This window comes from Actinomadura sp. NPDC023710, assembly GCF_040639875.1.
GTDB lineage: Bacteria > Actinomycetota > Actinomycetes > Streptosporangiales > Streptosporangiaceae > Spirillospora > Spirillospora citrea.
Genome location: NZ_JBFAGB010000015.1, coordinates 101006 through 124029, shown reverse-complemented (window position 1 = coordinate 124029; position 23024 = coordinate 101006). Strand labels below are relative to the sequence as shown.

Genomic DNA, 23024 nt, shown 5'->3' with positions numbered 1-23024 from the left:
ACCCATTCGCTGAGAAGTCCGGCGGGCCGGCCATCCAGGAGACCGGCCCGTTCGGGCTTCCCGTCGACGCCGCGCTCGCGTCCGACGCCAAGGAGCGCCTCGCCGCCGTCGAGTCCCTGCTGCTCGACTGCGTCCGGGGCGAGGACCCGCTGCTGACCGAGGCCTCGCGGCACCTCGTCGAGGCGGGCGGCAAGCGGTTCCGGCCGATGCTGGTGCTGCTGGCCTCCCACTTCGGCGACCCGGCGGCGCCCGGCGTCGTCCCGGCCGCCGTCGTCGTCGAGCTCACCCACCTCGGCACCCTCTACCACGACGACGTCATGGACGAGGCCACCGTCCGCCGCGGCCAGCAGTCCGCCAACTCCCGCTGGACGAACACCGTCGCCATCCTCACCGGCGACTACCTGTTCGCCCGCGCGTCCGACCTGCTCGCCGACCTCGGCCCCGAGGCCGTCCGCATCCAGGCCCGCGCGTTCGCCCGCCTGGTCCGCGGCCAGATCCAGGAGACCGTCGGCCCCGGCGAGGACGCCGACCACCTCAAGCACTACCTCCAGGTCGTCGCCGACAAGACCGCGTCCCTGATCGCCGTCTCCGGCCAGTTCGGCGCCCTGCTCTCGGGCGCCCCCGCCCACGTCGTCGACACGGTCACCTCCGCCTGCGAGAAGATCGGCATCGCCTTCCAGCTGTCCGACGACATCCTCGACATCGACTCCGAGACCGAGGAGTCCGGCAAGACCCCCGGCACCGACCTGCGCGAGGGCATCCGCACCCTCCCCATGCACCACGTCCTCGCCGGCATCGGCTCCGGCCCCGACGACGCCCGCCTCCGCGAGCTCCTCACCCAGGACCTCACGGACGACGCCCTCCACGCCGAGGCCCTCACCCTCCTGCGCGCCCACCCCGCCATGGACCGCGCCCGCGCCGACCTCCGCCGCTGGGCCGAGGACGCCCGCACCGAACTCCTCACCCTCCCCGAGATCCCCGCCCGCGACGCCTTCACCAACCTCTGCGACTACGTCATGCGCCGTACCGGCTAGCTTTTATCTCCTCCTTCGGGCCTGGCGGCCCTCCATCGTCGACAAAAGCGGCGATCGCTGGCATCGCTCCGGCTCGCCTAGCGGCTCGCTGCGCGATCAGATTCTTGCTTCGCTCGAATCTGCCTTCGGACGCGATCGCGGCCATTGAGGTCGTTGCGTGGTTGCGGCGGTGGCTGGGGCCGGTGCGCCCGTGGGTGCGGCGGGTGCGAAGTCGCGCGGCTCCTGTCACTGCGTGGGGGCGCGGGAATCGAAGCGGGGCCGTGTGCCGCCGGCTCAGCGCCGGTGGCACACGGCCCCGCTTCGGTGTCTCAGGCTTTTTGGGGTTCTGGTTCTTCTGTGAGGCCGCGGGTTTTCATGGCGTGGAGGACGAGGTCGATGAGGACCTCTTTGCAGGAGCCCAGGCTGCGGGCGTCGCAGAGCATGACGGGGACCTTGGGGCCCAGGTTGAGGGCCATCTGGATCTCCGTCAGGTCGTAGCGCTGGGCGCCCTCGAAGCAGTTCACGGCGACGATGAACGGGGTGCCGCGGCGCTCGAAGTAGTCGACGGACGGGAAGCAGTCCGACAGGCGGCGGGTGTCGGCGAGGACGACGGCGCCGAGCGCGCCGAGCGAGACCTCGTCCCACATGAACCAGAAGCGCTCCTGGCCGGGGGTGCCGAACAGGTAGAGGACGTACTCGTTCCGCATCGTGATGCGGCCGAAGTCCATCGCGACCGTGGTGGTCTGCTTGCGTTCCACCCCGGAGATGTCGTCGATGCCGACGCTCTCGTCGGTCAGCAACTCCTCGGTGCGCAGGGGGCGGGTCTCCGAGACCGTGCCCACCATCGTGGTCTTGCCGACCCCGAATCCGCCCGCGATCACGATCTTGACCGCGGTGGGGAGCCGGCGGGCGCGGACGTCGCGCCTAGAGGGCCCGGAGACCATCGATCACCGCCTTGTAGAGCCTGATGTCGTGCATGTCCGCCTCCGGTTCGGGTTCCTGCAGGGAGACGAAGCCCTTGTCGAGCAGGTCGCCGAGCATCACCCGCACGGTCGCCACGGGGAGGTCGAGATGGCCGGTGATCTCGGCCACCGACATCACCGACTGGCAGAGCCGGATGATGGACAGGTGCTCGGGTCCGAGGGCGATCGCGCCCTCCGGCTCCGCTCCGACCGCCACCACCAGGGTGATGAGGTCGAACTTGCCGCGGGTCGGCTCGATGCGGCCGCTGGTCATCACGTACGGCCGCACCATCGGGCCCGCGTGCTCGTCCAGGAACCGGTCGCTGAGGGGCGGGCGCGTCACGGCCTCGTCCGCCCAGGGCTCCTGGGCTGGATCCTCGGGGGGCATCATGCCGGGCGCCCCTCCTGCGCGGACTCCGAACGCGACGGCGAGGTGAGGTGGTGGCCCATGGCCGTGACGAGCATCGCCATCTCGTAGGCGGTGAGGCCGACGTCGACCTCCTCGCTGGCCAGGACGGCGAGGCAGGCGCCCTTGCCGGCGACCGTGACCAGCAGGAACGCCGAGGCCATCTCGACGATCGTCTGGCGGACGGGCCCGCCGCCGAAGCGGGTCCCGGCGCCCTTGGCGAGGCTCTGGATGCCGGCGGCGACGGCGGCGAGGTGCTCGCCGTCGTCCTGCGTCATGCCCTCGGAGGACGCCATGAGCAGGCCGTCCGCCGAGAGCACGACCGCGCTGCGGGCGTGCGGCAGCCGGTGGACCAGGTCGTCCAGCAGCCAGCCCAGATCGGAGGAGGAACCGGTCTTCTGCGTCACTGCTCTGCCTCGCCTTCCGCTGCGTTGGTGCCGAGGGCCTCCGCCGCGTCGACGCGGCCCCGCTGGGTGCCGCGCTGGTAGGAACCCATGATCCGCTGGATCTCCTCGGGGGAGCGGCCCGGGTCCTCCTGCTCGTCCTGCTCGTCGGCGGCGACGGGCTCATCGGTGCGCAGGGGTTCGGCCAGGTTCGCCTGCGGCACTCGGACGGGGAGACCGGACGGTGTGGTGGAGATGTCGGGCACGGGTGGCAGGTCCTCCGGCTCGATGGGGTCGGGACGTGCGCCGTCCGCGGGGTCGCCGTGCCCCGCGGGCGTGGCGGCCTCGGGCTCTGGTTCGGGGGAGGTGCCGCCGGCGGGCCGGACGGGCAGCGGCTCCGCGGCCGGCGGGGGGACCGCCACGAGGGCGGGGCCGACGGGCTGCGGTCCGGTGCCCGCCGGGGGGAGCGTCACCGTGGGGGAGGCGGAGCGGATCGCGGCGCCGGACGCGGCGCCGACGGCGGCCGGGCGCCGGACCTCCAGGCCGTTCGTGGTGGTGGTGCCGGCCGGGACCTGCGCCGGGCCCTGCTCGACGATCAGGTCCCTGGGGATCACGACGACCGCGGTCGTGCCGCCGTAGGCGGACCGCTTCAGCGAGACCTGCAGGTTGTAGCGCTCGGCGAGCTTGCTGACCACGAACAGGCCGAGCTGGACCGAGCTCTGCAGGTTGAAGTCGGGCGGGTCGGCGATCCGCCCGTTGATCTCGGCGAGCTTCTCGTCGGTCATGCCGAGCCCGCGGTCCTCGATGTCGATGGCGAAGCCGCTGGCGACCAGGTGTCCGCCGACCTGCACGATGGTGTCGGGCGGGGAGAACGACACGGCGTTCTCGATCAGCTCGGCCAGCAGGTGGGTGACGTCGCCGACCGAGCGTCCGGCCAGCTCGACCGGGCCGAACGGCAGGACGGTGACGCGGGTGTAGTCCTCGACCTCGCCGACGGCGGCGCGTACGACGTCCACCATCGGGACGGAGTTGCGCCACCCGCGGGCCGGGAGGGCGCCGGACAGCACGATGAGGTTCTCGGCGTTGCGCCGCATGCGGGTCGCGAGGTGGTCGAGCCGGAACAGCTCCTCCAGCTCCTTGGTCTCGATGTCGCGGCGGCGCTCCATCGTGTCCAGCATGGTGAGCTGCCGGTGCACCAGCGTCTGGGTGCGGCGGGCCAGGCTCAGCAGGACGTCCCGGATGCCGCGGCGCAGTTCCGCCTGCTCGACGGCGGTGCGGATCGCGGTCTCCTGGACGGCGTTGAACGCGCGGCCCACCTGACCGATCTCGTCGTTGCCGAACCGCAGCGGCGGCGCCTCGACCTCGACGTCCACCTTCTCGCCGTGCCCGAGCCGCTCCACGACGCCGGGCAGCCGCTGCTCGGCCAGCTCCCACGCGGCGCCGCGCAGCCGCTCCAGCTGCCGGACGAGGGCGCGCGCCGTGGTGATCGACACGACGATGGACGCGATGACCGCGAGGAGGCCGAGTCCACCGGCGAGCAGCAGCCGGATGATGACCCAGGTGGCGATGGGAGTGGCGCGCTCCACCAGCCGGTCTCCGGCGTCCTGGATGGTCTTGCGCATCTGGGCGAGCGCGGGATCGGTCGCGCCGCGCCACTGCTCGGCGCTCATGCGGGGGCCGTGCGTCTTCGTCCGCTGGAGGAGCACGTCCTCCAGGGCGCTGACGGTGGTGAGCCGCTTGTTGGCGTTCAGCTCGTTCCAGGCCTGCCGGTCCGCGCCCTCCAGGTCGACCAGGGCGCGCTCGTAGTTGAGGCGCCGGGCGCCGACGGCCTTGGCGATGTCCATCTGGTCGACCGGGGTGATCCGGCCGGACGCCAGGACGCCGGCGACGAGCGCGTCCTCCTGGGACAGCAGCTCCCAGGACCGGTTGACGGCGATCTCCGCGCGCAGGTCGGAGGTGAAGCCCCTGTCGTCGAGCGTCGTCGTCCCGTCGTACATGTGGAAGATCGACTCGATGGTGTCGGAGTAGACGTCGATGATGTGCCGGCGGTCGAAGGCGCCCGCGTCGATCGAACGGCGGTCGCCGTCGAGCCGGCCGAGCAGCCGGACCATCGCGTCGAGCCGCTGGTCCATCTCGTCGTCGGCGGCGCGGCGGACCGAGCCGCTGCCGGCCTTCTCGACGACGATGGCCCGCTCCTTGTCGGTGCGGGCGCGCTGGGCGGCGAGGACGTCGGGCCGCCGTTGGCCGGACGCGAGCATGGTCACGGTGAGGCGGCGCTCTTGCTGCAGTTCGACGAGCAGCGGGTCGCTCGGGGCCACGACGCTGTCCAGGGTGCTCACGAAGAGCAGGTTCACGCCTTCGCGCAACGTCACCCAGGCGGCGAAGGCCCACAGCGCTGTCAACGAGACCAGCAGGGCCGCAATCTTGGTCCGCAGCCGTGAGTTGCGGAAACGCATTATGATCGCCCCAACAATTGTCAAGGTGCCTGCAATGCGAGGTCTTGGGGCCCGGCTGCGAGACACTGGTGGCGGTGAGTGCGGGTAGCGCTATGCCGTGTGATCGGCAACGCACCGGTGAACCTTACCAACGCCACCAAACCCACTCAAGGTGAATGGTTTCCGGCTCAGGCGTACAAGCAGGTCACACTCTGACAGGGTGGTGAAATTCACCGCGCTGAAACACTCGTGTCACGCCGTGCCAGATGAAGGGCGCCCAGGACCGCGGCCCGCACGATCGTCGTTGGGCGATATAGGTCTTTATCGTGCCAGAGAGGCGGCTTGCCGGAGTCAACGTCCCCCGGACCGCCGGTCAGGGCGCCGGGCGTGCTCCGCAGGGCCGCTCTGAGGTAGGCGTCGCCCCGCCGGACCGCCCGCTCCACTGCCTTCCGCGCCGCCGAGTCAGGTGCGGCGTCGCCGGACGGGCGGGCCAGGGTCAGGATGTGGACGGCGTAGGCCGTCTCTTCGGCGGTCCCGCACCAGCGTCCCCAGGAGCCGTCCGAACGCTGCTCCCGCAGCACCCACTCGACGGACCGATTCACGGCGTCCGCCGATTCCGGACCCCCGAACTCGTTCAGCGCCAGGGCCGCACAAGCGGTCGCGTAGAGCGGCGACGCATGCCACCGGTCCTCCCAGCGGCCGTCGTCCAACTGCTCGCCGATGAGCCAGGACGCCGCTTTTCGCGCGCTCGCCGCGTAACGGCCGGCCGGTCCCGCGCCGCCGCACTCCAGGTAATGGCCGAACGCCTCAAGGACGTGCGCGTTGGTCGTGACGGACCGGCCGTTCTCACCGGGCCAGCTACAGAAATGCGTGGTCGTTTCGTACTTCCAGAGCAGGTCGGGCGGGTGGGGTTTGCCGAGAAGCGACAACGCGTACAGCACGCCGGAACTGGTGTCGGCGTCCGGGGGCAGGCCGGTCCCGCCCGGCGCGCCGTTCTCACCGAGCGACGCCCGCATCTGGGCGATCAGCTCCGGCGGGACGGCCGGCGCGAGCCCGGCGCGGGCCAGCCAGCCCAGCACCCACCCGCGCTCGAAGTTGGTCACCGGGACGGCGACGGGAACCGGACCGCCGTGCTGCTCGACGGCCGCCTCCAGGTAGCGCCGCGCCGCCTGGTCGCCGGCCCTGTCGACGTCGGGGCCGCCGAGCCACGCGGCGGTGGCGGCGGTGGAGGCGCCGACGGTCGCGAAACGTCCCGGTCCGTTCGCCACGGAGAGCTCGCGGATGGGGCGCGTCGGTGCAGGCAGGGGCACGGGACGGACCGCACCGGCCCGGCGCGCCGACACCCCCGCGACCTCCAGGGCGTGCTGGACCTTCAGCGGCACGGCGCCGCCGTTCTCCAGATGGGCCCTGGCGGCGGTGATGAACGCCCCGTCCATCCCGGCGGGCGGGACCAGCCGTCCGCCCGTCCACCAGGCGGTGAGGACGGGGTCGTCGCGGAGCCGGTCGAGGTGCCCGTTGATCGCCTCGATGAGGGCCGGGGTGATGTGCTCGATGGCCGGCATGTCCGGGAAGTCGGCCGCGGTGGCGCCGCCGAGCCGCCGCGCGAGGGCCCGCAGGGCGCGCCCGGCGCCGCGGACCACCTCGGCGACGGAGAGGCCGGCCGGCCAGCGGCGCCCCTCCGGGGCGAGCACGGACAGCAGCGCCTCGGTCGCGCTCAGGGTCGGGACGAGCGCGTATCCCGGATCGGGCGGTCCCCAGCCGCCGTCGGGCCGCTGCGTGTCGAGAAGGAAGCGGATCCTCCCGGAGTCCCCGGTCAGCCACGGGGCCAGGCTCACCAGCCGTCCGGTCTCGTAGACGGACGGGGACGACCGCCCCCACGGATGGTTCACGAGATCGGCCACCAGCGCGCCGGCGGCCGCGCGAAGATCGTCGGGGTCGGGATCGGCGGCCTCGGCCGCCTCCGGACCCACCTCCTCGACGGTCACAGCGACCCCCAGTAGTCGCTCAGCTCGTAGAAGCCCGTACTGAAGCCGATCTGCCGTTCGAGGTAGGCCGCCGCCTCGGGGCAGTCGCGCCGCAGCGGCCGGACGCGGTCGCGGCAGCGCGCCACGATCTCGTCGATCCGCGTGGTGATCTGGGCACGTTCCACCCCGAGCATCTGCGCGTTCAGGTCGCCCCAGGTGACGTCCCGCTCGTAGGTGGCGAGATCGTTGAGCAGCCGCAGCACCTGCTGGACGTCCCGGCTCGCGGCCTGCAGCTCGCCGATGTGGTCGAGGACGCCCTGGTCGGCGTGCACGATCCAGTGCGAGACGTTGACCCAGGCCGAGCCGTAGTTGTCGGCGTTTTCCAGGTACTCGTCGAATGTCGGCCACGCGGCCCGGTCGCCCGACTTCCACGCCAGCTCCCGGGCCCCGCACTCCAGCAGCCGCCGGAGCTGCGCCAGCCAGTCGTCGCGCAGCGCCGCGAAGGCGGGCGACCCGGCGGCCTCGTCCCGGATGTCGGCGAGGAACCGGGTGAGCCCGTCCCCCGGCGCCGGCGCGCCCCCCTCCGCGACGGCGAGGCAGCGCCGGTTGATGTCGTCCACCTCGTCCCGGGACGTCGCGACGTGGTCCACCAGCCAGTCCAGGCCGAAGATCCACAGCGAGGTGCGCGCCGCCATCCGGATCCCGGACGCGGTGAGCCACGGCGACCCGAACGCGTTCGCGCAGGCCACGGCGTTGAACAGGGTCTCGTCGATCGGCTTGGCGTCGAACAGGTCGGGATAGGTCTCGGCGCATTTGGCCAGGTCGCGGGCGCACTTCACGGCCTGCGCCATGACGGCTCCGTCGTGCCGCGCGTCCAGGAGGGCGTCGGGCGTCGCGGCGCCTCCGGGATGCGGGGGCGCCGTGTCCGCCCCGGTCACGCGTTCCGCCCGACCGGGGTCAGCGTCATCTCCAGCGACTCCCGCGGCCGCAGTGTCGCGCCGATGCGCGGCATGGCGGGGATCGCGTCGGAAAGCGCCGGGCGGAACCGGCTCAGCAGGCTCGTCAGGATCATCCGCGCCTCGACGTCGAACACGTGGCGGCCGATGCACTGGTGCGGTCCGCCGCCGAACGGGAAGTAGGCGTAGCGGTGCCGCTCGCGGGAGTTCTCCGGCGTGAACCGCTCCGGGTCGAACTCCAGCGGACGCTCCCACACCGACCCCAGCCGGTGCGTGAGGAACGGGCTGATGAGCACCGGGTCGCCCGGCTCGATGTGCACGCCGCCGAGGATCGTCGGTGCGGTCGCCATGCGCGGGAACATCCAGCCGACCGGGTACAGGCGCAGCAGCTCCTGGACGACCTGCGACACGTACGGCAGCCTCGAAAGATGGTCGGGACGGACCGGTTCGCCGCCCACCACGCCCTCGATCTCCTCGACCAGCCTGTCAAGGACGTCCGGGTGGTCGTGCAGCAGCGGCCACAGCCAGGTCAGCGCCAGCGTCGTGGTCTCGGTGCTGGTCGCGAACATCGCGAGCAGGTTGTCGCGGATCCACTTGTCGTCCGGCGGCGCGCCGTCCTCGGTCCGCGCCTGGCAGAGCGCGGTGAAGATGTCGCTGCCGTCGCCCGGATCGTCCCGGTAGCGCGCCACCAGCTCGAACAGGACCTCGTCCATCACCTGCACGGCGTCCTTGAACGCCCGGTCGCCCGGCATCGGGAGCACGCGCGGCAGGAACGGCAGCAGGAACCGGACCGAGATCGAGGTCGCGATCTGGTCGAACGTCGGGATCAGCTTGTTGGCCTCGACCGGGGAGATCTTGTCGCCGAACAGGACCTTGATCACGGTCTCGTTGACGATCCGGCTCATCTCCGGCAGCACGTCGATCGGCCGTCCCGCGCGGGCGGGCTCCTCCAGCTTCCCGACGGCGTCGTTGATCGCATCCGCCATCAGCCCGGTGAGCCGGTTGACGTTGCGGGTGGTGAAGACCGGCTGCAGCACCCGCTTGCTGTGCTCCCACTCGGCGCCCTCGGAGAGGATGCTGTCGCCCATCAGCTCGCGCAGCGGCCGCCAGAACACCCCGTCCCGCTGGAAGATGTCCGACTCGCGCCGCAGGACCTGCTGGATGTGGTCGGGATGGGTGACCAGGTAGGGGTGGGAAGCACCGAGGTCGAGCCGGATGAGCCGGCCGTCCCCCTCCGTGCTGATCCGTTCCAACTGGCGAAGCGGGTCGCGGACGAAGCCGGCGACCGTGCGGTAAAGGGGGAAGTTCTTCGCCTTCTGGACTGGGACGGCGCCGACGTCAACGGACATTTACCGACTGCCCCTCGATGTTGAGTTGGAGTACCAGTGCTCGCGGATGGCCGTCCCGGGGTTCGCGGCCGCCTGGGACGCACGAAGCCCCTCGCGGCGGGACGACGTGAATGAGTGATTCGGGCTTTGTGGGAAGGTTGCGGTGTTATGTAGCTTTCTGTGGGAGTATCACATGATCAATTAACATCGGCAAGGCTTCGGCCGGTAGAAATCTCAACCGTTCCGACGTGACCCTTATCACTTGCCGGTTGTGTTGTCTCATTGTCCGGGTCGGCCTTACAGGCATGCCTGAGAAGCCCGCGATAAGGGCATTTACAAGGCGTGGGGGAACACGGAGAGTGACATCCGATAAATGGAGCCCTCTTCCGGTTTATACCGAATTACTTTGCCGCGCGGTCGATCGGGACCAGTTCGGGCCACGCGACCCGACCCGCCACCTGGACCTCTCCGATCACTTTCCGTGATCCGCAGCGTGCCGCGACCGGATAGGCGCCGGGCGCCGCGTCCCGCCTCACGACGGCCGCGCCGTCCACGGCCCGTCCGGCGAACGCCTCGGAACCCGCGGCCACCCTGCCCGCGCATCCCGGCACCGAGAGCCGGACCCGCTCACCGGGCCGCACCGCGCGGGGCTCCACCGAGACCGGACCGTCCCCGCCCGCCGTCGCCTGCCCCGTCGCCGGAGCCAGCATGCCCGCCGCAACGAGCGCTGTTCCCAACACGGTGATGCTGAGCAGACGCAACGACGACTCCCTCCTCGGGGGTGTGACGTCCGGCACTTTAGCCCCTAAGGGCTGTTTCGGGCATCGCTTCCCGGCGTCCGGCGGTCAACCCGTCCCACGTGAGCGTCACCAAGGCCAGCCAGACCAGCAGGAACCCCGCCCACCGGCTCGGCGGCATCTCCTCGTTCTGCACGAACAGCCCGATGGCGAACTGCAGCACTGGCGCCAGGTACTGCAACATGCCGACGACGCTCAGCGGCAGCCTGATCGCCGCAGTGTTGAACAGCATCAACGGCACGGCCGTCACGATCCCGGCCCCGGCCAGGAGCACCGCGTGCCCCACGCCGTGATGCCCGAAGGCCGCGTCGCCCCGTCCCTCCAGCAGCAGCACGAACCCCAGCGCCGGCAGGAACGTCACGGTCGTCTCGACCGCCAGGCTCTCGGCCGAAGGCATGTCGGCGAACTTCTTCAGCAGGCCGTACACCGCGAACGCGAACGCCAGTACCAGTGCGATCCAGGGAGGCCGACCGTAGTCGACCGTCAGCGCGACCACCGCGGCCGCCCCCATCCCGACCGCCGCCCATTGCCACCGCCGCAGCCGCTCCTGGAAGATCACCACACCGAACACAACGCTGATCAGCGGGTTGATGAAGTACCCCAGCGCGCACTCGATCGTGTGCCCGCTGTTGACGGCGTAGATGTACGTCCCCCAGTTGACGCTGATCACCAGCGCCGCCAGCGCCAGCAGCGCGCCCCGCCGCCATCCCAACGTCCGCAGCCACCCCCGGCTCCGCCGCACGGCCAGCACCGCGACCACCGCGACCAGCGACCACATGATCCGGTGCGCGAGGATCTCCCCGGCCCCCGCCGGCTTGAGCAGCGGCCAGTAGAGCGGAAACAGCCCCCACATCACGTACGCCGCGACCCCGCACACCATGCCCCGCTTCACAATGGCAACATATCAACAGGTAATCAACCAAAGGGAACAACGGTGCTGACAGGCGGCCGAGTAGCCTGGACGCATGTTCGGCTTTGCGAAGACCCAGATGGTCGCTCCGGAAAAGGCACTCCCCGGCAGGGACGAGCCCATCCCGGTGCCGCCGCGCCACGAGGTCCTCGACGCCCCCCTCGCGCCGCCCTACCCCGACGGCGCCGAGATCGCCGAGTTCGCCCTCGGCTGCTTCTGGGGCGCTGAACGCAAGTTCTGGGAGACCCCCGGCGTCGTTTCCACCTCGGTCGGCTACGAGGGCGGCTACACCCCGAACCCCACCTATGAAGAGGTCTGCAGCGGCCTGACCGGCCACACCGAGACCGTCCGCGTCGTCCACGACCCCGCCAAGGTCACCTACGACGACCTGCTCCGCGTCTTCTGGGAAGCCCACGACCCCACCCAGGGCATGCGCCAGGGCAACGACACCGGCAGCCAGTACCGCTCAGCGATCTTCCCCCGCACCGACGTCCAGCAGAAGGCCGCCGAAGCCTCCCGAGACGCCTACCAGCAGATCCTCACCAACGCCGGCTACGGCCCCATCACCACCGAAATCACCACCGCCCCCGACTTCTACTTCGCCGAGGACTACCACCAGCAGTACCTCCACAAGGCCCCCGGCGGCTACTGCGGCACAGGCGGCACAGGCCTCTCCTGCCCCGTAGGCGTAGCCCCCGCCGAGTAGCGGCCACGACTGAAGTTTTGCTACTTGAGGTAGTAAACTGCGGGCATGACTGCGGAGGAGAAGGAGTTCGGGCTGGGTGAAGGCCCGGCGGTGAAGGCGAGCGTCTCACTGAGAGCAGGAAACATCCGTGCTGTCCGTGAACGGGTGGGGGCCCGCGGCTTCTCCGCCTACGTCGACGCCGCCGTCGAGCGTCAGATAGAGCGGGACCTGCTCGAAGAGGCGCTGCAGGCCAATGAGAACGCCTCGGGGCCGATCCCGCAGGCGCTTCGCGACGAGGCCGCAGATCTCTTCCGTGCGGTCAAGGCGGCACCCGAGTTGCAGGAGGGCGCCGAGTGGGCCGGACACGAAGCAGGCTGAGTGCGGGGACGCTCGTCCTCGACTGCGAGGGCCTGGTCAAGTGGTGCGGGGCCGATCAACGCGTCACCGCTCTGGTCCGCGAAGCCCAGGACAACGACTTCCGCGTGGTGATCAGTGCGCTCACTCCGATCGAAGCCCAGGACGTCCGGACCAAGCCGGACAGGCTCCGTTGGTACCTGTCCAGGCTCCGCATCGAACCGGTCACCGAGGAGATCAGCCTGGCGGCCGTCGACCTCCTTCGTGCTCACCGCCTTCACGGGCATAAATACGCGATCGACGCGGTCGTCGCCTCGACCGCGCTCCAGGCTCCCAAACCCGTCGTCCTGCTGACCTCCGACGAGGACGACATGACGACCCTCTGCGGAAAGGCCATCAAGGTAGTAGCCGTATGACCCGCCCCGCCCCCCAGCCCCGGCTCATGTGCACTGACGGCTACCACCAGCAGTACCTCTCGGACAATAAAACCCCGGAGGCCACTGCGGCATAGGAGGCACGGGCCTCTCCTGCCCCGTAGGCGTCGCCCCCGCCGAGTGGCGCCTGACCTGCAAAACGCGCCGGGCTAGGGATGGCTCGCCGCCTTAGCCGAGGTGAGGTGAACCGCGATGCTCGCGGTAGTGGCGCACCCTCAGCCGCTGCGTGTGATGCATGGGCAAGTCGTCCAGCTCGGCGGCTGGCACCCATCGGACCTCTAGAGACTCGTCGCTGACGTGCAGCTCGCCGCCGAGTAGCCGGGCCGTGAAACAGACGTTGAACTGTCGGCGTACCTCGCCGTCTGAGTACGCGATGATGTGCCGGGGGTCGGTGTAAGTGCCGACCAAGCCCGTGATCTCGATGTCGTATCCGGTCTCTTCCTTGACTTCCCGGACCGCTGTGTCCGGGAGAGACTCGTCCAGGTTCATCCCCCCGCCGGGCAGAGCCCAGAGCCCGGAGTCGGCTCGTCTCTGCATGAGCACTTCGCCGTGCTCGTTGGTGACGACTGCGGAGGCAGCGACGACCATGGAGTTCGGGGCCGGTGCGGAGGGATCGTCGTAGTACTCGGTACGCGCCACGGCTCACTCCTTGACGGCCTGGCGGGAAAGTGCCCACACCGCCTCAAAACTCTCGGCGTAGCGGTCGAACACACCACCCTCCGGCTCTCGGCGTAGATGCCAGACTGGCGCGGCGTAGGCGTTCAAACCGAACACGTGCGTGTTGACGAGCATCTGGTCGTCACCGCGATAGATCGAGTTATAGAGGGTCGTCGTGTGCTGATGCACCTCGACCCCCGGTGTGCCGATCAGCGGGGCGTAGTGCATGACGGCCACACGGCAACGACTCTCGATGCCGTGCCCGTACCTCTCCTCGTCGCCGCGCTCGCTGACCGCTGGCGCGTCGGCATCGCCTAAAAGGATGCGCACACAGCATCCTGCGGCGGCCTTCTCGCGCAGGAGGTCATTGAAGTCGGGCCACTGCTCATGAATGAAGACACCGGCGTAAACGAGGATCTCGATCCGTTCGCGGGCCTTGGTGAAGAGGGTTCGCCATAGGTCGAAAGGGGCGTCGGCGCGGGTGTCGTGTAGGGCGATCAGTTCGGGGTGGAGTCCCCGCCTGCGGCGGCCCTGTTCCAGAGATGGCCATAGATAGGCCATGTCCTCGCGGAGAGCGCGTGCGGCCTTGTAGGCGGTGGTCCGGTGTGGAGTCCTGCCCGTGCTGACCCATCGCTCGGCGGTCTTGGGGTCCACGCCTACGGCTTCGGCGAACTGGGCGTAGTTGAGTCCGGCACGTACCAGGGCGGTGCGTAGTCGCTCGTTAACGGCCATGGGACGTTATATGTCACCAAGACGTCCCTAGGGTGCCCTTCTGCGAAGTTCTGGTGTCCCTATGTCCTGGCGAAGCCTTGACGTGCAACGACACCACGACGAAGGGACGACTCCCCATGGCAATGGAAGCTTCGGAGGTGACGGAGGCGCGGCGGTTGCGGGTCTGGGCGCTGGCGAAGGCGCTCAGGTCGCACGGGTACGCGGTGGAGATCGCTGAGTCACTTCCGCTGCTGGCGGTTTCGGCCGCGTGTGGGCCGCCGGTGGGGGTGCGTTGTGATCTGCGGGCGATCTGTGGGGGTGAGTTGTGGTTCGTCTTCGCTGGTGGTGGTGCGATCGCTCCGGCCGATGATGCGCACGTTCCTGACGCGGTGGTGGCAGTGAAGGGCCGGCTAGCCGCGCGAGCCGATGGGTAGGCACGCGTCGGCCGGTGCGGTCACCTGGTACGGACGCGCAACCGGGACATGGTGGGCTCTGGCCACCTCGCAAGATGGTGCGCGGCTGGTGGAAGCGGCCACCCCTGACGAATTGCGGGAAGCGCTGCGGAATCCGGCGGCCTGGCCGTGGCCTGTCCACAAGTTCGTTCCCGCATCTCAGCGCCAATCAAGCGCCTCCGGGAGGCCACAAGAGGGACGACTCTATGGGGCGGGCTCAGAAGTCGTCCCTCATTCATGGCGGTGACGCGCGGTCTTGAGCCGGGGAGCATGACCGTTGTTGTCGTCCGCCGCCCCGCCTCTCTGCCTTGCCCCCATGGCAGAGAGGCGGGGCCTTCTAAAGATCTGCTGCGACAAGTCGGGGCCGCGGCTTCCCTTTCGCGCTGACATGGTCGGCCGGTCGATGGCCGAAGGCCACCCGGAGGGGCGACCGAAGAGAGTCAGCCGGCGTCGTGTCGGCAATTCCGTCTCAAGCGTCGCCCGTCCTGGAAGCCGCTGCCCGGCACTTCATGCGGCGGGCCCTCGCGCGGGGCCTTCCTCAGCTTGGGCGGTGTGGTACGAGCGGGCCGTCCACGGTGGGGCGGTGAGGCGTCGCCACAGCTCGGGGGCGTGGGCGTTCCACAGCGCGGGGGCCTGCCGCGGGAGCACGGCGCCCCGCGAAGATTCGTGTCCTCGGTGAGCGCGGCGCCGCCAGCTGGTCAGCGCACGGTGCCGTTCCACTGCCAGTTCGCCTGCCGGGGCCGCTCCGGCAGCGGAACGCGGCCTGTGCACCACAGCAGGGCGTCGGATGGAGCGTGCGCCGTTGGCGCGTCGGGGAAGAGCCGGTCGAGGACGGCGGCGCTGGCCTCGTCGGGCGGTGTCCACCGTACGCCGAGGGCGTGGGCGATGTCGTAGGTGTGGCAGACCAGCTCCGTGATCCCCATGGCGGCGAACCCGGTGCGGTCGGAATGGCCCCAGGGATGCCAGGCGCGCGCATCGGCGGGCGTCTCCCGGACGGCGGAGGTGAGGAGGGAGGTGGCGATACCGATCCCTTCCAGGCAGGCGGGAATGGGGGCGCCGGCGTCGAGTGAGGCGAAGAGGGCGATGTAGCGGTCGCTGGGCCGGGCGATGAGCAGGCCGGCGTAGCCGATCAGCCCTAGGGCGAGGTGATCGAGCGTTTCGCGGCATGTCCAGTCCAGGTCGTGGGCCGGGCGTGTCCAGTCCGAGCCGGCAGCGCCGGACAGGAGGTCCAGGCACTCGTCGGCGGTTGCCCGCAACAGGCCCGTCCAGGGCGTCGTGGGTGCCGGGGCCGGACCGCTGTGTGCGGTCGGTGCCGTGGTCACTCGCCCTCCTCTTCTCGCGGCTTCAGGACCTCGATCACGCTGGCATAGCTGTCGAGGCCGTGGCCGGCCGCCTTGGTCTTCTCCATGAGGGTCTTCATCAGCTCGGGCAGGGCGTTGTCGACGCCTCGGGAATCGGCGGTGTGAATGAGATGGCCGATGGCCGCGATCTGCACGTCGACGGTGGCGTCGTCGCCCGGGTAGTGGCCGGCGTCCACCTGCGGCGCGTACGTGGTCAGGAACACCGACACGGTCCTCAGCCAGCGCAATGCGATGGAGGTGAAGTCGGTGGCCGCGACGCCGTCCGCGCCGACCAGCGCGGTGCCGTGCAGCCAGCCGGTCATCGTGGACCACATCAGGCCGAGCAGGGCGACGTCGTAGAGAGAGGCCAGCCCCGGGTTCTCCCCGAGGTGGAGGGGGTCGCCGAGGGCCGCCAGCGTCGGACGGTGTGACTGGAAGACGGCCTGGGGACCGCTGTACAGGAACATCACCTCGGCACCGCCGACGCCGGGCGGCGTGGTCATGATGGCGCCGTCGAGGTAGTCGGCGCCGCGCTCCCGGGCCCATCCGACCGCTTCGTGCGCCTGCTCCGGCGCGCCGGAGGTGAGATTGACCAGCGTCTTGCCCGCCAGCGCGCTCGCGTCCTGGTCGAGGACGCCGTACAGCGCGTCGTAGTCGAGTACGCAGGCGATGACGAGCGGGCTCGCCGCGACCGCCTCCCCGGGCGTCGCGGCAAGGAGCGCGCCGCGCTCCACCAAGGGAGCGGCCTTGTGCGGCGAACGGTTCCACACTGTGGTCGGGTGACCGCAGTCCAGCAGCGCGGCGGCGAGCGCCGAGCCCATCGACCCCAGCCCGATGACGGTCACGGCCTGCTTTTCGGAATCCATCTCACGCCCCTGGAGTGTCCTGGAAGAACATGTGTGGATCACGTTCGCAGGGAGCCTGGTACCGGACCAGTGACAGTAATGACGGGTGTCACCAAATTCCTGCCATAGCATTCGGGGCATGGGTGCCGGTTCTGTCGCTGTGGTCGTGACCGAGGACATCGACGTCCCCTCCTGGGACCTCTACGAGCTGAGCATCCCGTGCACCGTCTTCGGCAAGCCCCAGGCCGACCTGGCCGACCCCTGGTACGACCTGCGGCTGTGCGGGACCGGAACGCCGGACCGGGACGGCGCGGCGGCCGGCGCCGGGCTCGCGCTGCGGACCCGTTACGGGCTGGACGATCTCGCCGGCGCCGACACGGTCATCGTCCCCTCGGTGCCCGACGCCTGCGTCGAGGACGGCGCGCCGCTCAGTCCGGCGCTGATCGCGGCGCTGCGCCGCGCGTACGACGCGGGGGCTCGCATGGTCTCCCTGTGCACCGGCGCGTTCGCACTCGCCGAGGCCGGGCTGCTCGACGGCCGTCGAGCCACGGCCCACTGGATGCACGCCGCCCAATTGGCGGAGCGCTACCCGAAGGTCCAGGTCGACGCCTCGGTGCTGTACGTGGATGATGGTGACGTGCTGACCAGCGCGGGGCTGACCGCCGGTCTCGACCTGTGCCTGCACCTGGTCCGCCGCGACCTCGGCGCCCACGTCGCCAACCAGCTCGCCCGCCGGATGGTCGTAGCCGCCCACCGCGCCGGCGGCCAGGCGCAGTTCATCCCCATGTCCGTGGCCGGCACCGATGACGAGGGAGTCGGTCCCGTCCTCGACTGGGCCCGGGCCCGCCTGGACCGTCCGTTGACGGTCCAGGACCTGGCGCGGCGCGCCGCGATGAGCCCGCGGACCTTCTACCGTCGGCTCCAGGCCGCCACCGGGACGACCCCGGTCCAGTGGCTGCTCAACGAGCGCCTGGGACAGGCCCGGCACTTGCTGGAATCGACGGACCTTTCGGTCGAGCGGATCGGCGAGCTGACCGGCCTGGGCACGGCGAACAACCTCCGCCACCACTTCCTCAAGCATGTCGGGATCCCGCCCAGCGAGTACCGCCGGGCCTTCCCCCGCACGGTGCCTGAGCCGTCCGCCCGTCCCTGACACTCGTTGGCCTGGACGGTAGCTCATGTGAACGGATTTGTCTGTTTGAGCGGAGCGATCTTGGGATAGGTAGATCCCGATAGCTTGCCAGTAAATGGCGGCAAGATCGTCGCTAGGGTGCCGCCTAACCGCCCCGGGAGTATTCATGGCAGTACATCGAGTCCTCCGCGTCACCACTTGGGCCGCCGCCTTCTCCGGCCTGCTGCTCACGCCGTCCACCGCGGCTGCGGCACCCCTGGAATGGGAAAATGTGCCCACCCCGCCTCTCGACGGTCTCGGGGTGGTGACCGAGATCGCGGCGGCCGGGCCGCAGGCCGCGTGGGCGGCCGGGATCGAGGACGCGACGTCGAGCGGGAGACCCGTCATGCTGGCGTGGAACGGTCGGCAGTGGCAGCGCCAGGTGCTGCCGCCGGGCACGGGCCAGGTCGTCGACCTCGCCGCCGCCGGACCGCGGAACGCCTGGGGCATCTACCTGAACGAGGACGGCTCGCCGGCGCTGCATTGGAATGGCACCGCCTGGCGCAGGGTCGGTTACCCGGCCGGGGTCAAACCCACCATGCCGTCCCCTCTGCCCACGTATCTGCAGATCGTCTCGGCGGCGCGCGGCGGGCCGGCCTGGTCGCTCGGGTACGACTCACAGGCGAAGAAGGCCGTCGCCCTGCGCTTCCAGAACGGACGTTGGGTGCGCCGGAAGACTCCGGTGCCGATGGTCAGTGCTTCCACCGTCGCCGTCCGGTCGGCGAAGGACATCTGGATCGCCTGCACCTGTGACATCCCGGGGGACGGCCCGACCGAGGCCATGCTGCATTGGAACGGCACCAAGTGGAGCACGATCCGGTACCCGTCCAAAGAGCAGACCTACATCGCGAAGATCGTGCCGGTCTCGGCCACGAGCGTCTGGGCCTACCGTGCCAGCACCGGCTATGCGACCCCCGAGCTCATGCACTGGGACGGGAAGAGCTGGACGTCGACGACGATCCCCGCGTCCCCGTACGCCTACCACTTCCCCGCGCTCGCCGACGACGGCGACCAAGGCGCCTGGGTGTCGGTGAGCACGGTCGACGACGACAAGAGCTACCTGCACTACAGCGGCGGCCGCTGGACCGCCGAGAGCGGCGAGGGACGCCCCGGCACCGCCGTCTGGATCCGTGACCTGGCCCGGGTGCCGGGAACGCGCTCGATCTGGTCGACCGGCCTGCCCAGTTCCCTCGCCGGCCTCCCGTTCATCGAGCGCCGACGCTGACCGAGCGGCCAGCGTGCGATGGGCACCTCCGCAAGGTCCTGACGGCATAGGTGGCAGGGCCTTCGCCGTCCCGAGGTGTGATTTCCGCCGATGGGAACCAGGTCTCGGAGCCCGGCGTCCCGGCCGTTGCTCTCGTCCACTTCCCCGGAAAGACGTGCTGGCCTCCCTCTCCCGTTCCGGGTAGAGGGAGGCCAGCGGACTTCCAGGGGATCGATAGAACGATCCTTCGGGCGACGCGGAAGCGTCTCCCTTCCCGAGCGGGGCGCGGGAAGGGCCCTGAGAGCACAGGTGTGGCGCGGCTCTCTTGTCAGTCGAGCGAACCGACCCACACGGACGAGACGTAGTAGCGGTCCGTGGTGGTCAGGTGGTCGGGCATCCTGGTCTCCAGGTCCAGGAAGAAGTCGACCTGGACCTCTTCGTCCTCGCCGAAGACCTCGCGAACCCGAGCGTCCTGCAGCGCCTTCCGGGCGATCTCGTCCGGGCTGTCGCCGGTCACGTCATCGATCACCAGGAGCCGGCTGCAGGCCGTCTCCCGGTAGATCAGCGGGACGCATCCGAACGCCTTGTCGCCGTCGTGGGCGCTGACGCTCAGGTTGCCTTCCCAGTAGAGGTCGTCGGAGTTCAGCGCAGCGGGCGGATACTTCCACGGGCCGCCCATCGAGCCCCAGGTCTGGAGGCGGGTGTTCGGCGGGAAGGCCCCGCGCGCCGCGTCCAGTGCCCTCTTTCCGACCTCTTCCCAGCTGTTGCCGGTGATGTCGTGCACGCGGACCACGAACGGCCCGATGCGGTAAGGGTTCATGAGTGATTTCCCTCGTGTTCGGGACGACGGAGTCGTCCATGTCTGGTTTGCGCGTGATCTACAAAGGACGGTCCGAGCGCGTTCCACCTGTGCAAGCGGACTTAGGTCGGTGACCGTCCTGCGGTTGGCGTTCGTCGTGCGTGTGACGGCGTCCGAGAGCCCGGGCGCGGATGCCGTGCTCCGTCCTGGGACGGGCCGGTGACCGCGACGAAGGTGCTCGACGCGATCATGTGCGGGGCGAGTGACGCTTCGGCTCTGGGGCCTGGCCCTCCACGAAAAGGTCACCAGGTGAAGGTGGCCGCCGGGCGGTAGTCGCGCTTTCCTCATCCAGGCGTCGCCCGAATCTCTGGAATCGGTGCTCGACCAAGCTCTGACGGGTGAGAGCCGGTGGCTGGCGACGGTCATTCCCGGACGGTTCTCTCTGAAGCACGCCTAGGGCGTCATTACAAAGGAGAGATACCAATGAAGGTCATTACGCTGCTCATCGCTGTCCTGATGACGATTGCGGCCGCGTACGCCGCCCGCAAGATCGATTACCGGTTGGCCTACCGCATGCTCAGGAAAATGCGTGCGCGCCACATCGCCACCGGGGCCGCTGCGTTCGGCGTGACGTTCGCCGGCGTGGTCGTCTTCGAGGCACCGGGGTGGGACTTCCTCACCTGGAGCTGGTGGCAGGCCATCGGCGGAATCGGCAACCTCTCACTCGGGCTGACGCGCGGCACCGCCGTCGTGGGGATCGTGGTCAGCGTCGCGATGATCCTGGCATTCGTCGCGGCTCTTCCGGTCTTCGCGATGGTGGAGGAACTCCAGTTCCGCAACGGCGCGGAGAACCAGACGGCCGGAACGCGGATCCTCTTGGCGCTCGCCTTCGGATTCATGCACCTGGCCGCTGGTGTTCCGGTGGCCGGCGCACTCGCGCTCTCTCTCACCGGTGGGGTGCTCACCTGGGTGTACTTGCGCGGCGTTCGGCGCGCCGAGTCCACCGAACCGAAGTTCAGGTCCGCACACGGGTTGCTCGACTCGATCCTTGTGCACACCGTCCACAACGTCGTGGCCGTGATCGCGGTCGTGATCGCCCTGCCGCTCGCCTGAGCGCAGGAACACGGGGGTGTTCAGACCGGGCTCACGGCCTGGTCTGAACACCCTTATCTCGCCGTTTCCGCAGCCCCGCACAGACGGGACGGTTCGCTACCTGACGTAGTTTGCTGATGTGGATGCGGACGAGGAGCACGGATTCGGTGAACGGCCTGCGGCGAAGGTGCTCTACGCGATCGCGTGCGGGGCCGGTGCGGCGTCCGATCTGGAGAGCTTCGTGCGGCCGGCTCAGGGGGCGGGCTGGCATGTCCGGGTGATCGCGACCCCCATGGGCGCCAAGTTCCTGGACCTGGACCGGCTCGCGGCACTGACCGGTGGCCCGGTGCGGACCGCTTTCCGGCAGCCGCACGAGACGTCGAACGGCCTGCCGCCCGCGGATGCCGTGGTGGTGGCTCCGGCCACGTTCAACACGATCAACAAATGGGCGCTGGGCATCACGGACACGGTCGCCGTGGGCATGCTCTGCGAGCTCGTCGGGATGGGCGTGCCGACGCTGGCGGTCCCGCAGGTCAAGGCCGAGCTGGCCGGGCATGTGGCGTTCGGCCGGAATCTGGACGCACTCCGCTCGATGGGCGTCCACGTCCTCTTCGACCCTGCCGCTCCCGCGCACGCGCGCATGCCGGATTGGCAGGACGTTCTCACGGAGTTGAGCGGCATCCTCAACGGCTGAACCGGCGGCGTCCGGAGGGCGGGTCAGTGGACGGCGGTGGCATTGCCGTCGATCACGATGGTCTGGCCGTCGCGCAGCGTGCGGTGGGCGATGCCCTGCGAGCGGTAGTGGTCGGCGACCGTGCCGAGGATCTCGGATTCAGGATGTCCGGGGGAGTCGATGTGCGGTACCACGGCGTAGTCGATGACGGCCAGGCCGTCGAAGCGGGCCGGGGCTCCGTACGCGGTGTGGACGGCCTGGGGATCGTCGCACCGCTCCAGCCCGTGCAGGTCCGGGGCCAGGACGCAGGCGCCGGCGCTGTAACCGGCGTAAACGACGGCGTCCTGCTGCAACAACTCGGTTATCGCTCGGTCGGCGCCGCTTCTCGCCAGGGCCTGACGTAGGACGAAGACGTTGCCTCCCCGGACCCAGAGCAGGGGAAACGCGCGGAGCTCGGCCGCGACGCGGTTCTGATCCTGGTCGAAGAACGCACGCAGATCGACCTCCTCCGGCCGCAGTCCGAGGTCGGTGAGCGCGTGGATCTCGCGCTCGGCCGCGGCACGACGCTCGGCCAGGGGCAGGGCGTCGACGGCATTGGCGATCACTGCGGCCCGCGCCCCGCCGGGGCTCTCCAGCAGCCGCAGCATCCGCTCCGGATGCTTCCCGGTCCGCCACGAGGACAGATACATGCGCACCCGAGAACCCTAGGCCCGCCATAGATCACCAGTGCACCTTCACGGTGGGGGAAGATGGGGGCGACGGTGCCGCAGCGTGGACGACCGGTGCCGAGTGAGTGTGGCTGACCGAACCTGGGAGTGTCAGATGACGGATGGTCCGCCGACGTGGGCAGGGCTCTCCGACTCCGAGTCGTTCCAGGTATGGGACGCCTACGGGGAGTTCGCCTCGTTTGAGCGTACCTACGACTCCGGCCGGTGGCCGAGCATCCGTGAGCCCGTCCCGTCCGTCACGTGGGACCTTGCTCAGGAACGTCCCACATCTCCAACGGGGGCCTGGGGCCCCGCCGTAGAACCCGACGACGTCAACGCGCTGCTCAATGATGCCTTCAAGAGTTGCGTCGAACGGGAAGAGTGGCTCTACGCCCTGGACTGGCAGCATCCTTGCTACCGGTTCTGGCCTCATCGCATGACCGAGCCGGAGAACAAGAATTCCTGGGTCGTCCCCGTCTTTCCTGACGACGACTACTACATCTTCCTGGCGCAAGACTTCTCGTTCGGGACGTTCGGACATCCGTGGGAAGCCAGTCTCTGCGTTTACGGCGAACGGCTGCTGGAGGCTGTCGAGGCACGGAACAACAACGTCCTGAGCAGCGTCCTCCGTCGCGACGGCCGCATGCTCTGAAGGCATGGGCAGGGGGCAGCGCTGTCGTCGGCCCAACTGCTTGAAGGCGGCCGTGGCCTGGGCCCTGGAACGACGGCCTAACCGCACAAGGGAG

At 69.7% G+C, this 23024-nt stretch carries 24 protein-coding genes; 9 read left to right on the top strand and 15 right to left on the bottom strand.

The window, feature by feature from the left end; genetic code table 11:
* The first annotated feature begins 32 nt into the window (after positions 1-32).
* Entirely contained in the window at positions 33-1034 is a 1002-nt protein-coding gene (locus tag AB0H37_RS19365; RefSeq protein ID WP_360614195.1) for a polyprenyl synthetase family protein, read from the top strand.
* A gap of 308 nt (positions 1035-1342) precedes the next feature.
* Here the strand turns inward: AB0H37_RS19365 and AB0H37_RS19360 are convergent, their stop codons facing one another.
* The 9 genes from AB0H37_RS19360 to rarD all read right to left on the bottom strand — a co-directional run bounded on the left by AB0H37_RS19360 (position 1343) and on the right by rarD (position 11136).
* The gene (locus tag AB0H37_RS19360; protein WP_179837780.1) at positions 1343-1957 is read right to left on the bottom strand and encodes an ATP/GTP-binding protein; all 615 of its coding nucleotides are present in this window, start codon (positions 1955-1957) and stop codon (positions 1343-1345) included.
* Entirely contained in the window at positions 1938-2366 is a 429-nt protein-coding gene (locus AB0H37_RS19355) for a DUF742 domain-containing protein (protein WP_179837779.1), read from the bottom strand. Before AB0H37_RS19355 ends, AB0H37_RS19360 begins: the two co-directional genes overlap by 20 nt.
* Positions 2363-2788, bottom strand: a complete 426-nt coding sequence (locus AB0H37_RS19350; protein ID WP_179837778.1) for a roadblock/LC7 domain-containing protein — start codon at positions 2786-2788, stop codon at positions 2363-2365. The genes AB0H37_RS19355 and AB0H37_RS19350 overlap by 4 nt, the downstream gene beginning before the upstream one ends.
* Positions 2785-5220, bottom strand: coding sequence for a nitrate- and nitrite sensing domain-containing protein (locus AB0H37_RS19345; protein ID WP_329085000.1), 2436 nt, complete (start codon positions 5218-5220; stop codon positions 2785-2787). The genes AB0H37_RS19350 and AB0H37_RS19345 overlap by 4 nt, the downstream gene beginning before the upstream one ends.
* Before the next feature lie 209 nt (positions 5221-5429).
* On the bottom strand, positions 5430-7184 hold the full coding sequence (locus tag AB0H37_RS19340) for a prenyltransferase/squalene oxidase repeat-containing protein (RefSeq protein ID WP_360614119.1): 1755 nt from the start codon (positions 7182-7184) through the stop codon (positions 5430-5432).
* Positions 7181-8101: a terpene synthase family protein gene (locus tag AB0H37_RS19335; protein ID WP_360614118.1), complete on the bottom strand. Its 921-nt coding sequence runs from the start codon at positions 8099-8101 to the stop codon at positions 7181-7183. Before AB0H37_RS19335 ends, AB0H37_RS19340 begins: the two co-directional genes overlap by 4 nt.
* The gene (locus tag AB0H37_RS19330; RefSeq protein WP_329085007.1) at positions 8098-9468 is read right to left on the bottom strand and encodes a cytochrome P450; all 1371 of its coding nucleotides are present in this window, start codon (positions 9466-9468) and stop codon (positions 8098-8100) included. Before AB0H37_RS19330 ends, AB0H37_RS19335 begins: the two co-directional genes overlap by 4 nt.
* A 380-nt stretch (positions 9469-9848) precedes the next feature.
* Positions 9849-10208 (bottom strand): hypothetical protein, encoded by a 360-nt coding sequence (locus tag AB0H37_RS19325; RefSeq protein ID WP_179837774.1) that lies wholly within the window; start codon positions 10206-10208, stop codon positions 9849-9851.
* Between the two features lie 37 nt (positions 10209-10245).
* Positions 10246-11136, bottom strand: coding sequence for an EamA family transporter RarD (gene rarD, locus AB0H37_RS19320; protein ID WP_360614115.1), 891 nt, complete (start codon positions 11134-11136; stop codon positions 10246-10248).
* A gap of 73 nt (positions 11137-11209) precedes the next feature.
* On the opposite strand from rarD, the gene msrA reads away from it, so the two are divergent.
* From msrA to AB0H37_RS19305, 3 genes are read left to right on the top strand one after another with little or no spacing between them, the layout of a single operon-like run.
* Entirely contained in the window at positions 11210-11860 is a 651-nt protein-coding gene (msrA, locus tag AB0H37_RS19315; protein ID WP_360614113.1) for a peptide-methionine (S)-S-oxide reductase MsrA, read from the top strand.
* A gap of 45 nt (positions 11861-11905) precedes the next feature.
* Complete coding sequence (locus AB0H37_RS19310) at positions 11906-12217, top strand: hypothetical protein (RefSeq protein ID WP_329085014.1); 312 nt, start codon at positions 11906-11908, stop codon at positions 12215-12217.
* On the top strand, positions 12193-12609 hold the full coding sequence (locus AB0H37_RS19305; RefSeq protein ID WP_329085016.1) for a PIN domain-containing protein: 417 nt from the start codon (positions 12193-12195) through the stop codon (positions 12607-12609). The genes AB0H37_RS19310 and AB0H37_RS19305 overlap by 25 nt, the downstream gene beginning before the upstream one ends.
* 186 nt (positions 12610-12795) lie before the next feature.
* On the opposite strand, the gene AB0H37_RS19300 is transcribed toward AB0H37_RS19305, so the two are convergent.
* The 4 genes from AB0H37_RS19300 to AB0H37_RS19285 form a co-directional block, all read right to left on the bottom strand.
* Entirely contained in the window at positions 12796-13266 is a 471-nt protein-coding gene (locus tag AB0H37_RS19300; RefSeq protein ID WP_329085018.1) for an NUDIX domain-containing protein, read from the bottom strand.
* 3 nt (positions 13267-13269) lie between these two features.
* The gene (locus tag AB0H37_RS19295) at positions 13270-14016 is read right to left on the bottom strand and encodes a helix-turn-helix transcriptional regulator (protein ID WP_360614110.1); all 747 of its coding nucleotides are present in this window, start codon (positions 14014-14016) and stop codon (positions 13270-13272) included.
* Positions 14017-15145: 1129 nt separating this feature from the next.
* A complete protein-coding gene (locus tag AB0H37_RS19290; protein ID WP_360614108.1) occupies positions 15146-15769 on the bottom strand; it encodes a maleylpyruvate isomerase N-terminal domain-containing protein in 624 nt (207 codons plus the stop codon).
* The gene (locus AB0H37_RS19285) at positions 15766-16653 is read right to left on the bottom strand and encodes an NAD(P)-binding domain-containing protein (RefSeq protein WP_360614106.1); all 888 of its coding nucleotides are present in this window, start codon (positions 16651-16653) and stop codon (positions 15766-15768) included. The genes AB0H37_RS19290 and AB0H37_RS19285 overlap by 4 nt, the downstream gene beginning before the upstream one ends.
* A gap of 118 nt (positions 16654-16771) precedes the next feature.
* On the opposite strand from AB0H37_RS19285, the gene AB0H37_RS19280 reads away from it, so the two are divergent.
* Together AB0H37_RS19280 and AB0H37_RS19275 are read left to right on the top strand one after the other, a co-directional pair.
* Positions 16772-17785, top strand: a complete 1014-nt coding sequence (locus AB0H37_RS19280; RefSeq protein ID WP_360614104.1) for a helix-turn-helix domain-containing protein — start codon at positions 16772-16774, stop codon at positions 17783-17785.
* Positions 17786-17930: 145 nt separating this feature from the next.
* A complete protein-coding gene (locus tag AB0H37_RS19275) occupies positions 17931-19028 on the top strand; it encodes a hypothetical protein (RefSeq protein ID WP_360614103.1) in 1098 nt (365 codons plus the stop codon).
* Positions 19029-19335: 307 nt separating this feature from the next.
* On the opposite strand, the gene AB0H37_RS19270 is transcribed toward AB0H37_RS19275, so the two are convergent.
* Complete coding sequence (locus AB0H37_RS19270) at positions 19336-19827, bottom strand: hypothetical protein (protein ID WP_360614101.1); 492 nt, start codon at positions 19825-19827, stop codon at positions 19336-19338.
* A gap of 462 nt (positions 19828-20289) precedes the next feature.
* On the opposite strand from AB0H37_RS19270, the gene AB0H37_RS19265 reads away from it, so the two are divergent.
* A complete protein-coding gene (locus AB0H37_RS19265) occupies positions 20290-20919 on the top strand; it encodes a hypothetical protein (protein ID WP_360614099.1) in 630 nt (209 codons plus the stop codon).
* A 118-nt stretch (positions 20920-21037) separates the two neighbouring features.
* Complete coding sequence (locus AB0H37_RS19260; RefSeq protein ID WP_360614097.1) at positions 21038-21592, top strand: flavoprotein; 555 nt, start codon at positions 21038-21040, stop codon at positions 21590-21592.
* Between the two features lie 23 nt (positions 21593-21615).
* Here the strand turns inward: AB0H37_RS19260 and AB0H37_RS19255 are convergent, their stop codons facing one another.
* Positions 21616-22260: a Type 1 glutamine amidotransferase-like domain-containing protein gene (locus tag AB0H37_RS19255; RefSeq protein WP_360614193.1), complete on the bottom strand. Its 645-nt coding sequence runs from the start codon at positions 22258-22260 to the stop codon at positions 21616-21618.
* A 133-nt stretch (positions 22261-22393) separates the two neighbouring features.
* Here AB0H37_RS19255 and AB0H37_RS19250 point away from each other — a divergent pair, with 133 nt between their 5' ends.
* Positions 22394-22930: a DUF2716 domain-containing protein gene (locus tag AB0H37_RS19250; RefSeq protein WP_360614095.1), complete on the top strand. Its 537-nt coding sequence runs from the start codon at positions 22394-22396 to the stop codon at positions 22928-22930.
* Positions 22931-23024 lie beyond the last annotated feature (94 nt).

What these genes read in the sequence shown, in the direction of transcription:
- AB0H37_RS19280 (WP_360614104.1), top strand. Translation starts at nt 16,772, where the DNA reads ATGGGTGCCGGTTCTGTCGCTGTGGTCGTGACCGAGGACATCGACGTC.
- AB0H37_RS19360 (WP_179837780.1), bottom strand. Translation starts at nt 1,957, where the DNA reads ATGGTCTCCGGGCCCTCTAGGCGCGACGTCCGCGCCCGCCGGCTCCCC.
- AB0H37_RS19285 (WP_360614106.1), bottom strand. Translation starts at nt 16,653, where the DNA reads ATGGATTCCGAAAAGCAGGCCGTGACCGTCATCGGGCTGGGGTCGATG.
- AB0H37_RS19270 (WP_360614101.1), bottom strand. Translation starts at nt 19,827, where the DNA reads ATGAACCCTTACCGCATCGGGCCGTTCGTGGTCCGCGTGCACGACATC.
- AB0H37_RS19250 (WP_360614095.1), top strand. Translation starts at nt 22,394, where the DNA reads ATGACGGATGGTCCGCCGACGTGGGCAGGGCTCTCCGACTCCGAGTCG.
- AB0H37_RS19255 (WP_360614193.1), bottom strand. Translation starts at nt 22,260, where the DNA reads ATGTATCTGTCCTCGTGGCGGACCGGGAAGCATCCGGAGCGGATGCTG.
- AB0H37_RS19310 (WP_329085014.1), top strand. Translation starts at nt 11,906, where the DNA reads ATGACTGCGGAGGAGAAGGAGTTCGGGCTGGGTGAAGGCCCGGCGGTG.
- AB0H37_RS19345 (WP_329085000.1), bottom strand. Translation starts at nt 5,220, where the DNA reads ATGCGTTTCCGCAACTCACGGCTGCGGACCAAGATTGCGGCCCTGCTG.
- AB0H37_RS19265 (WP_360614099.1), top strand. Translation starts at nt 20,290, where the DNA reads ATGAAGGTCATTACGCTGCTCATCGCTGTCCTGATGACGATTGCGGCC.
- AB0H37_RS19295 (WP_360614110.1), bottom strand. Translation starts at nt 14,016, where the DNA reads ATGGCCGTTAACGAGCGACTACGCACCGCCCTGGTACGTGCCGGACTC.
- AB0H37_RS19275 (WP_360614103.1), top strand. Translation starts at nt 17,931, where the DNA reads ATGGCAGTACATCGAGTCCTCCGCGTCACCACTTGGGCCGCCGCCTTC.
- AB0H37_RS19355 (WP_179837779.1), bottom strand. Translation starts at nt 2,366, where the DNA reads ATGATGCCCCCCGAGGATCCAGCCCAGGAGCCCTGGGCGGACGAGGCC.
- AB0H37_RS19330 (WP_329085007.1), bottom strand. Translation starts at nt 9,468, where the DNA reads ATGTCCGTTGACGTCGGCGCCGTCCCAGTCCAGAAGGCGAAGAACTTC.
- msrA (WP_360614113.1), top strand. Translation starts at nt 11,210, where the DNA reads ATGTTCGGCTTTGCGAAGACCCAGATGGTCGCTCCGGAAAAGGCACTC.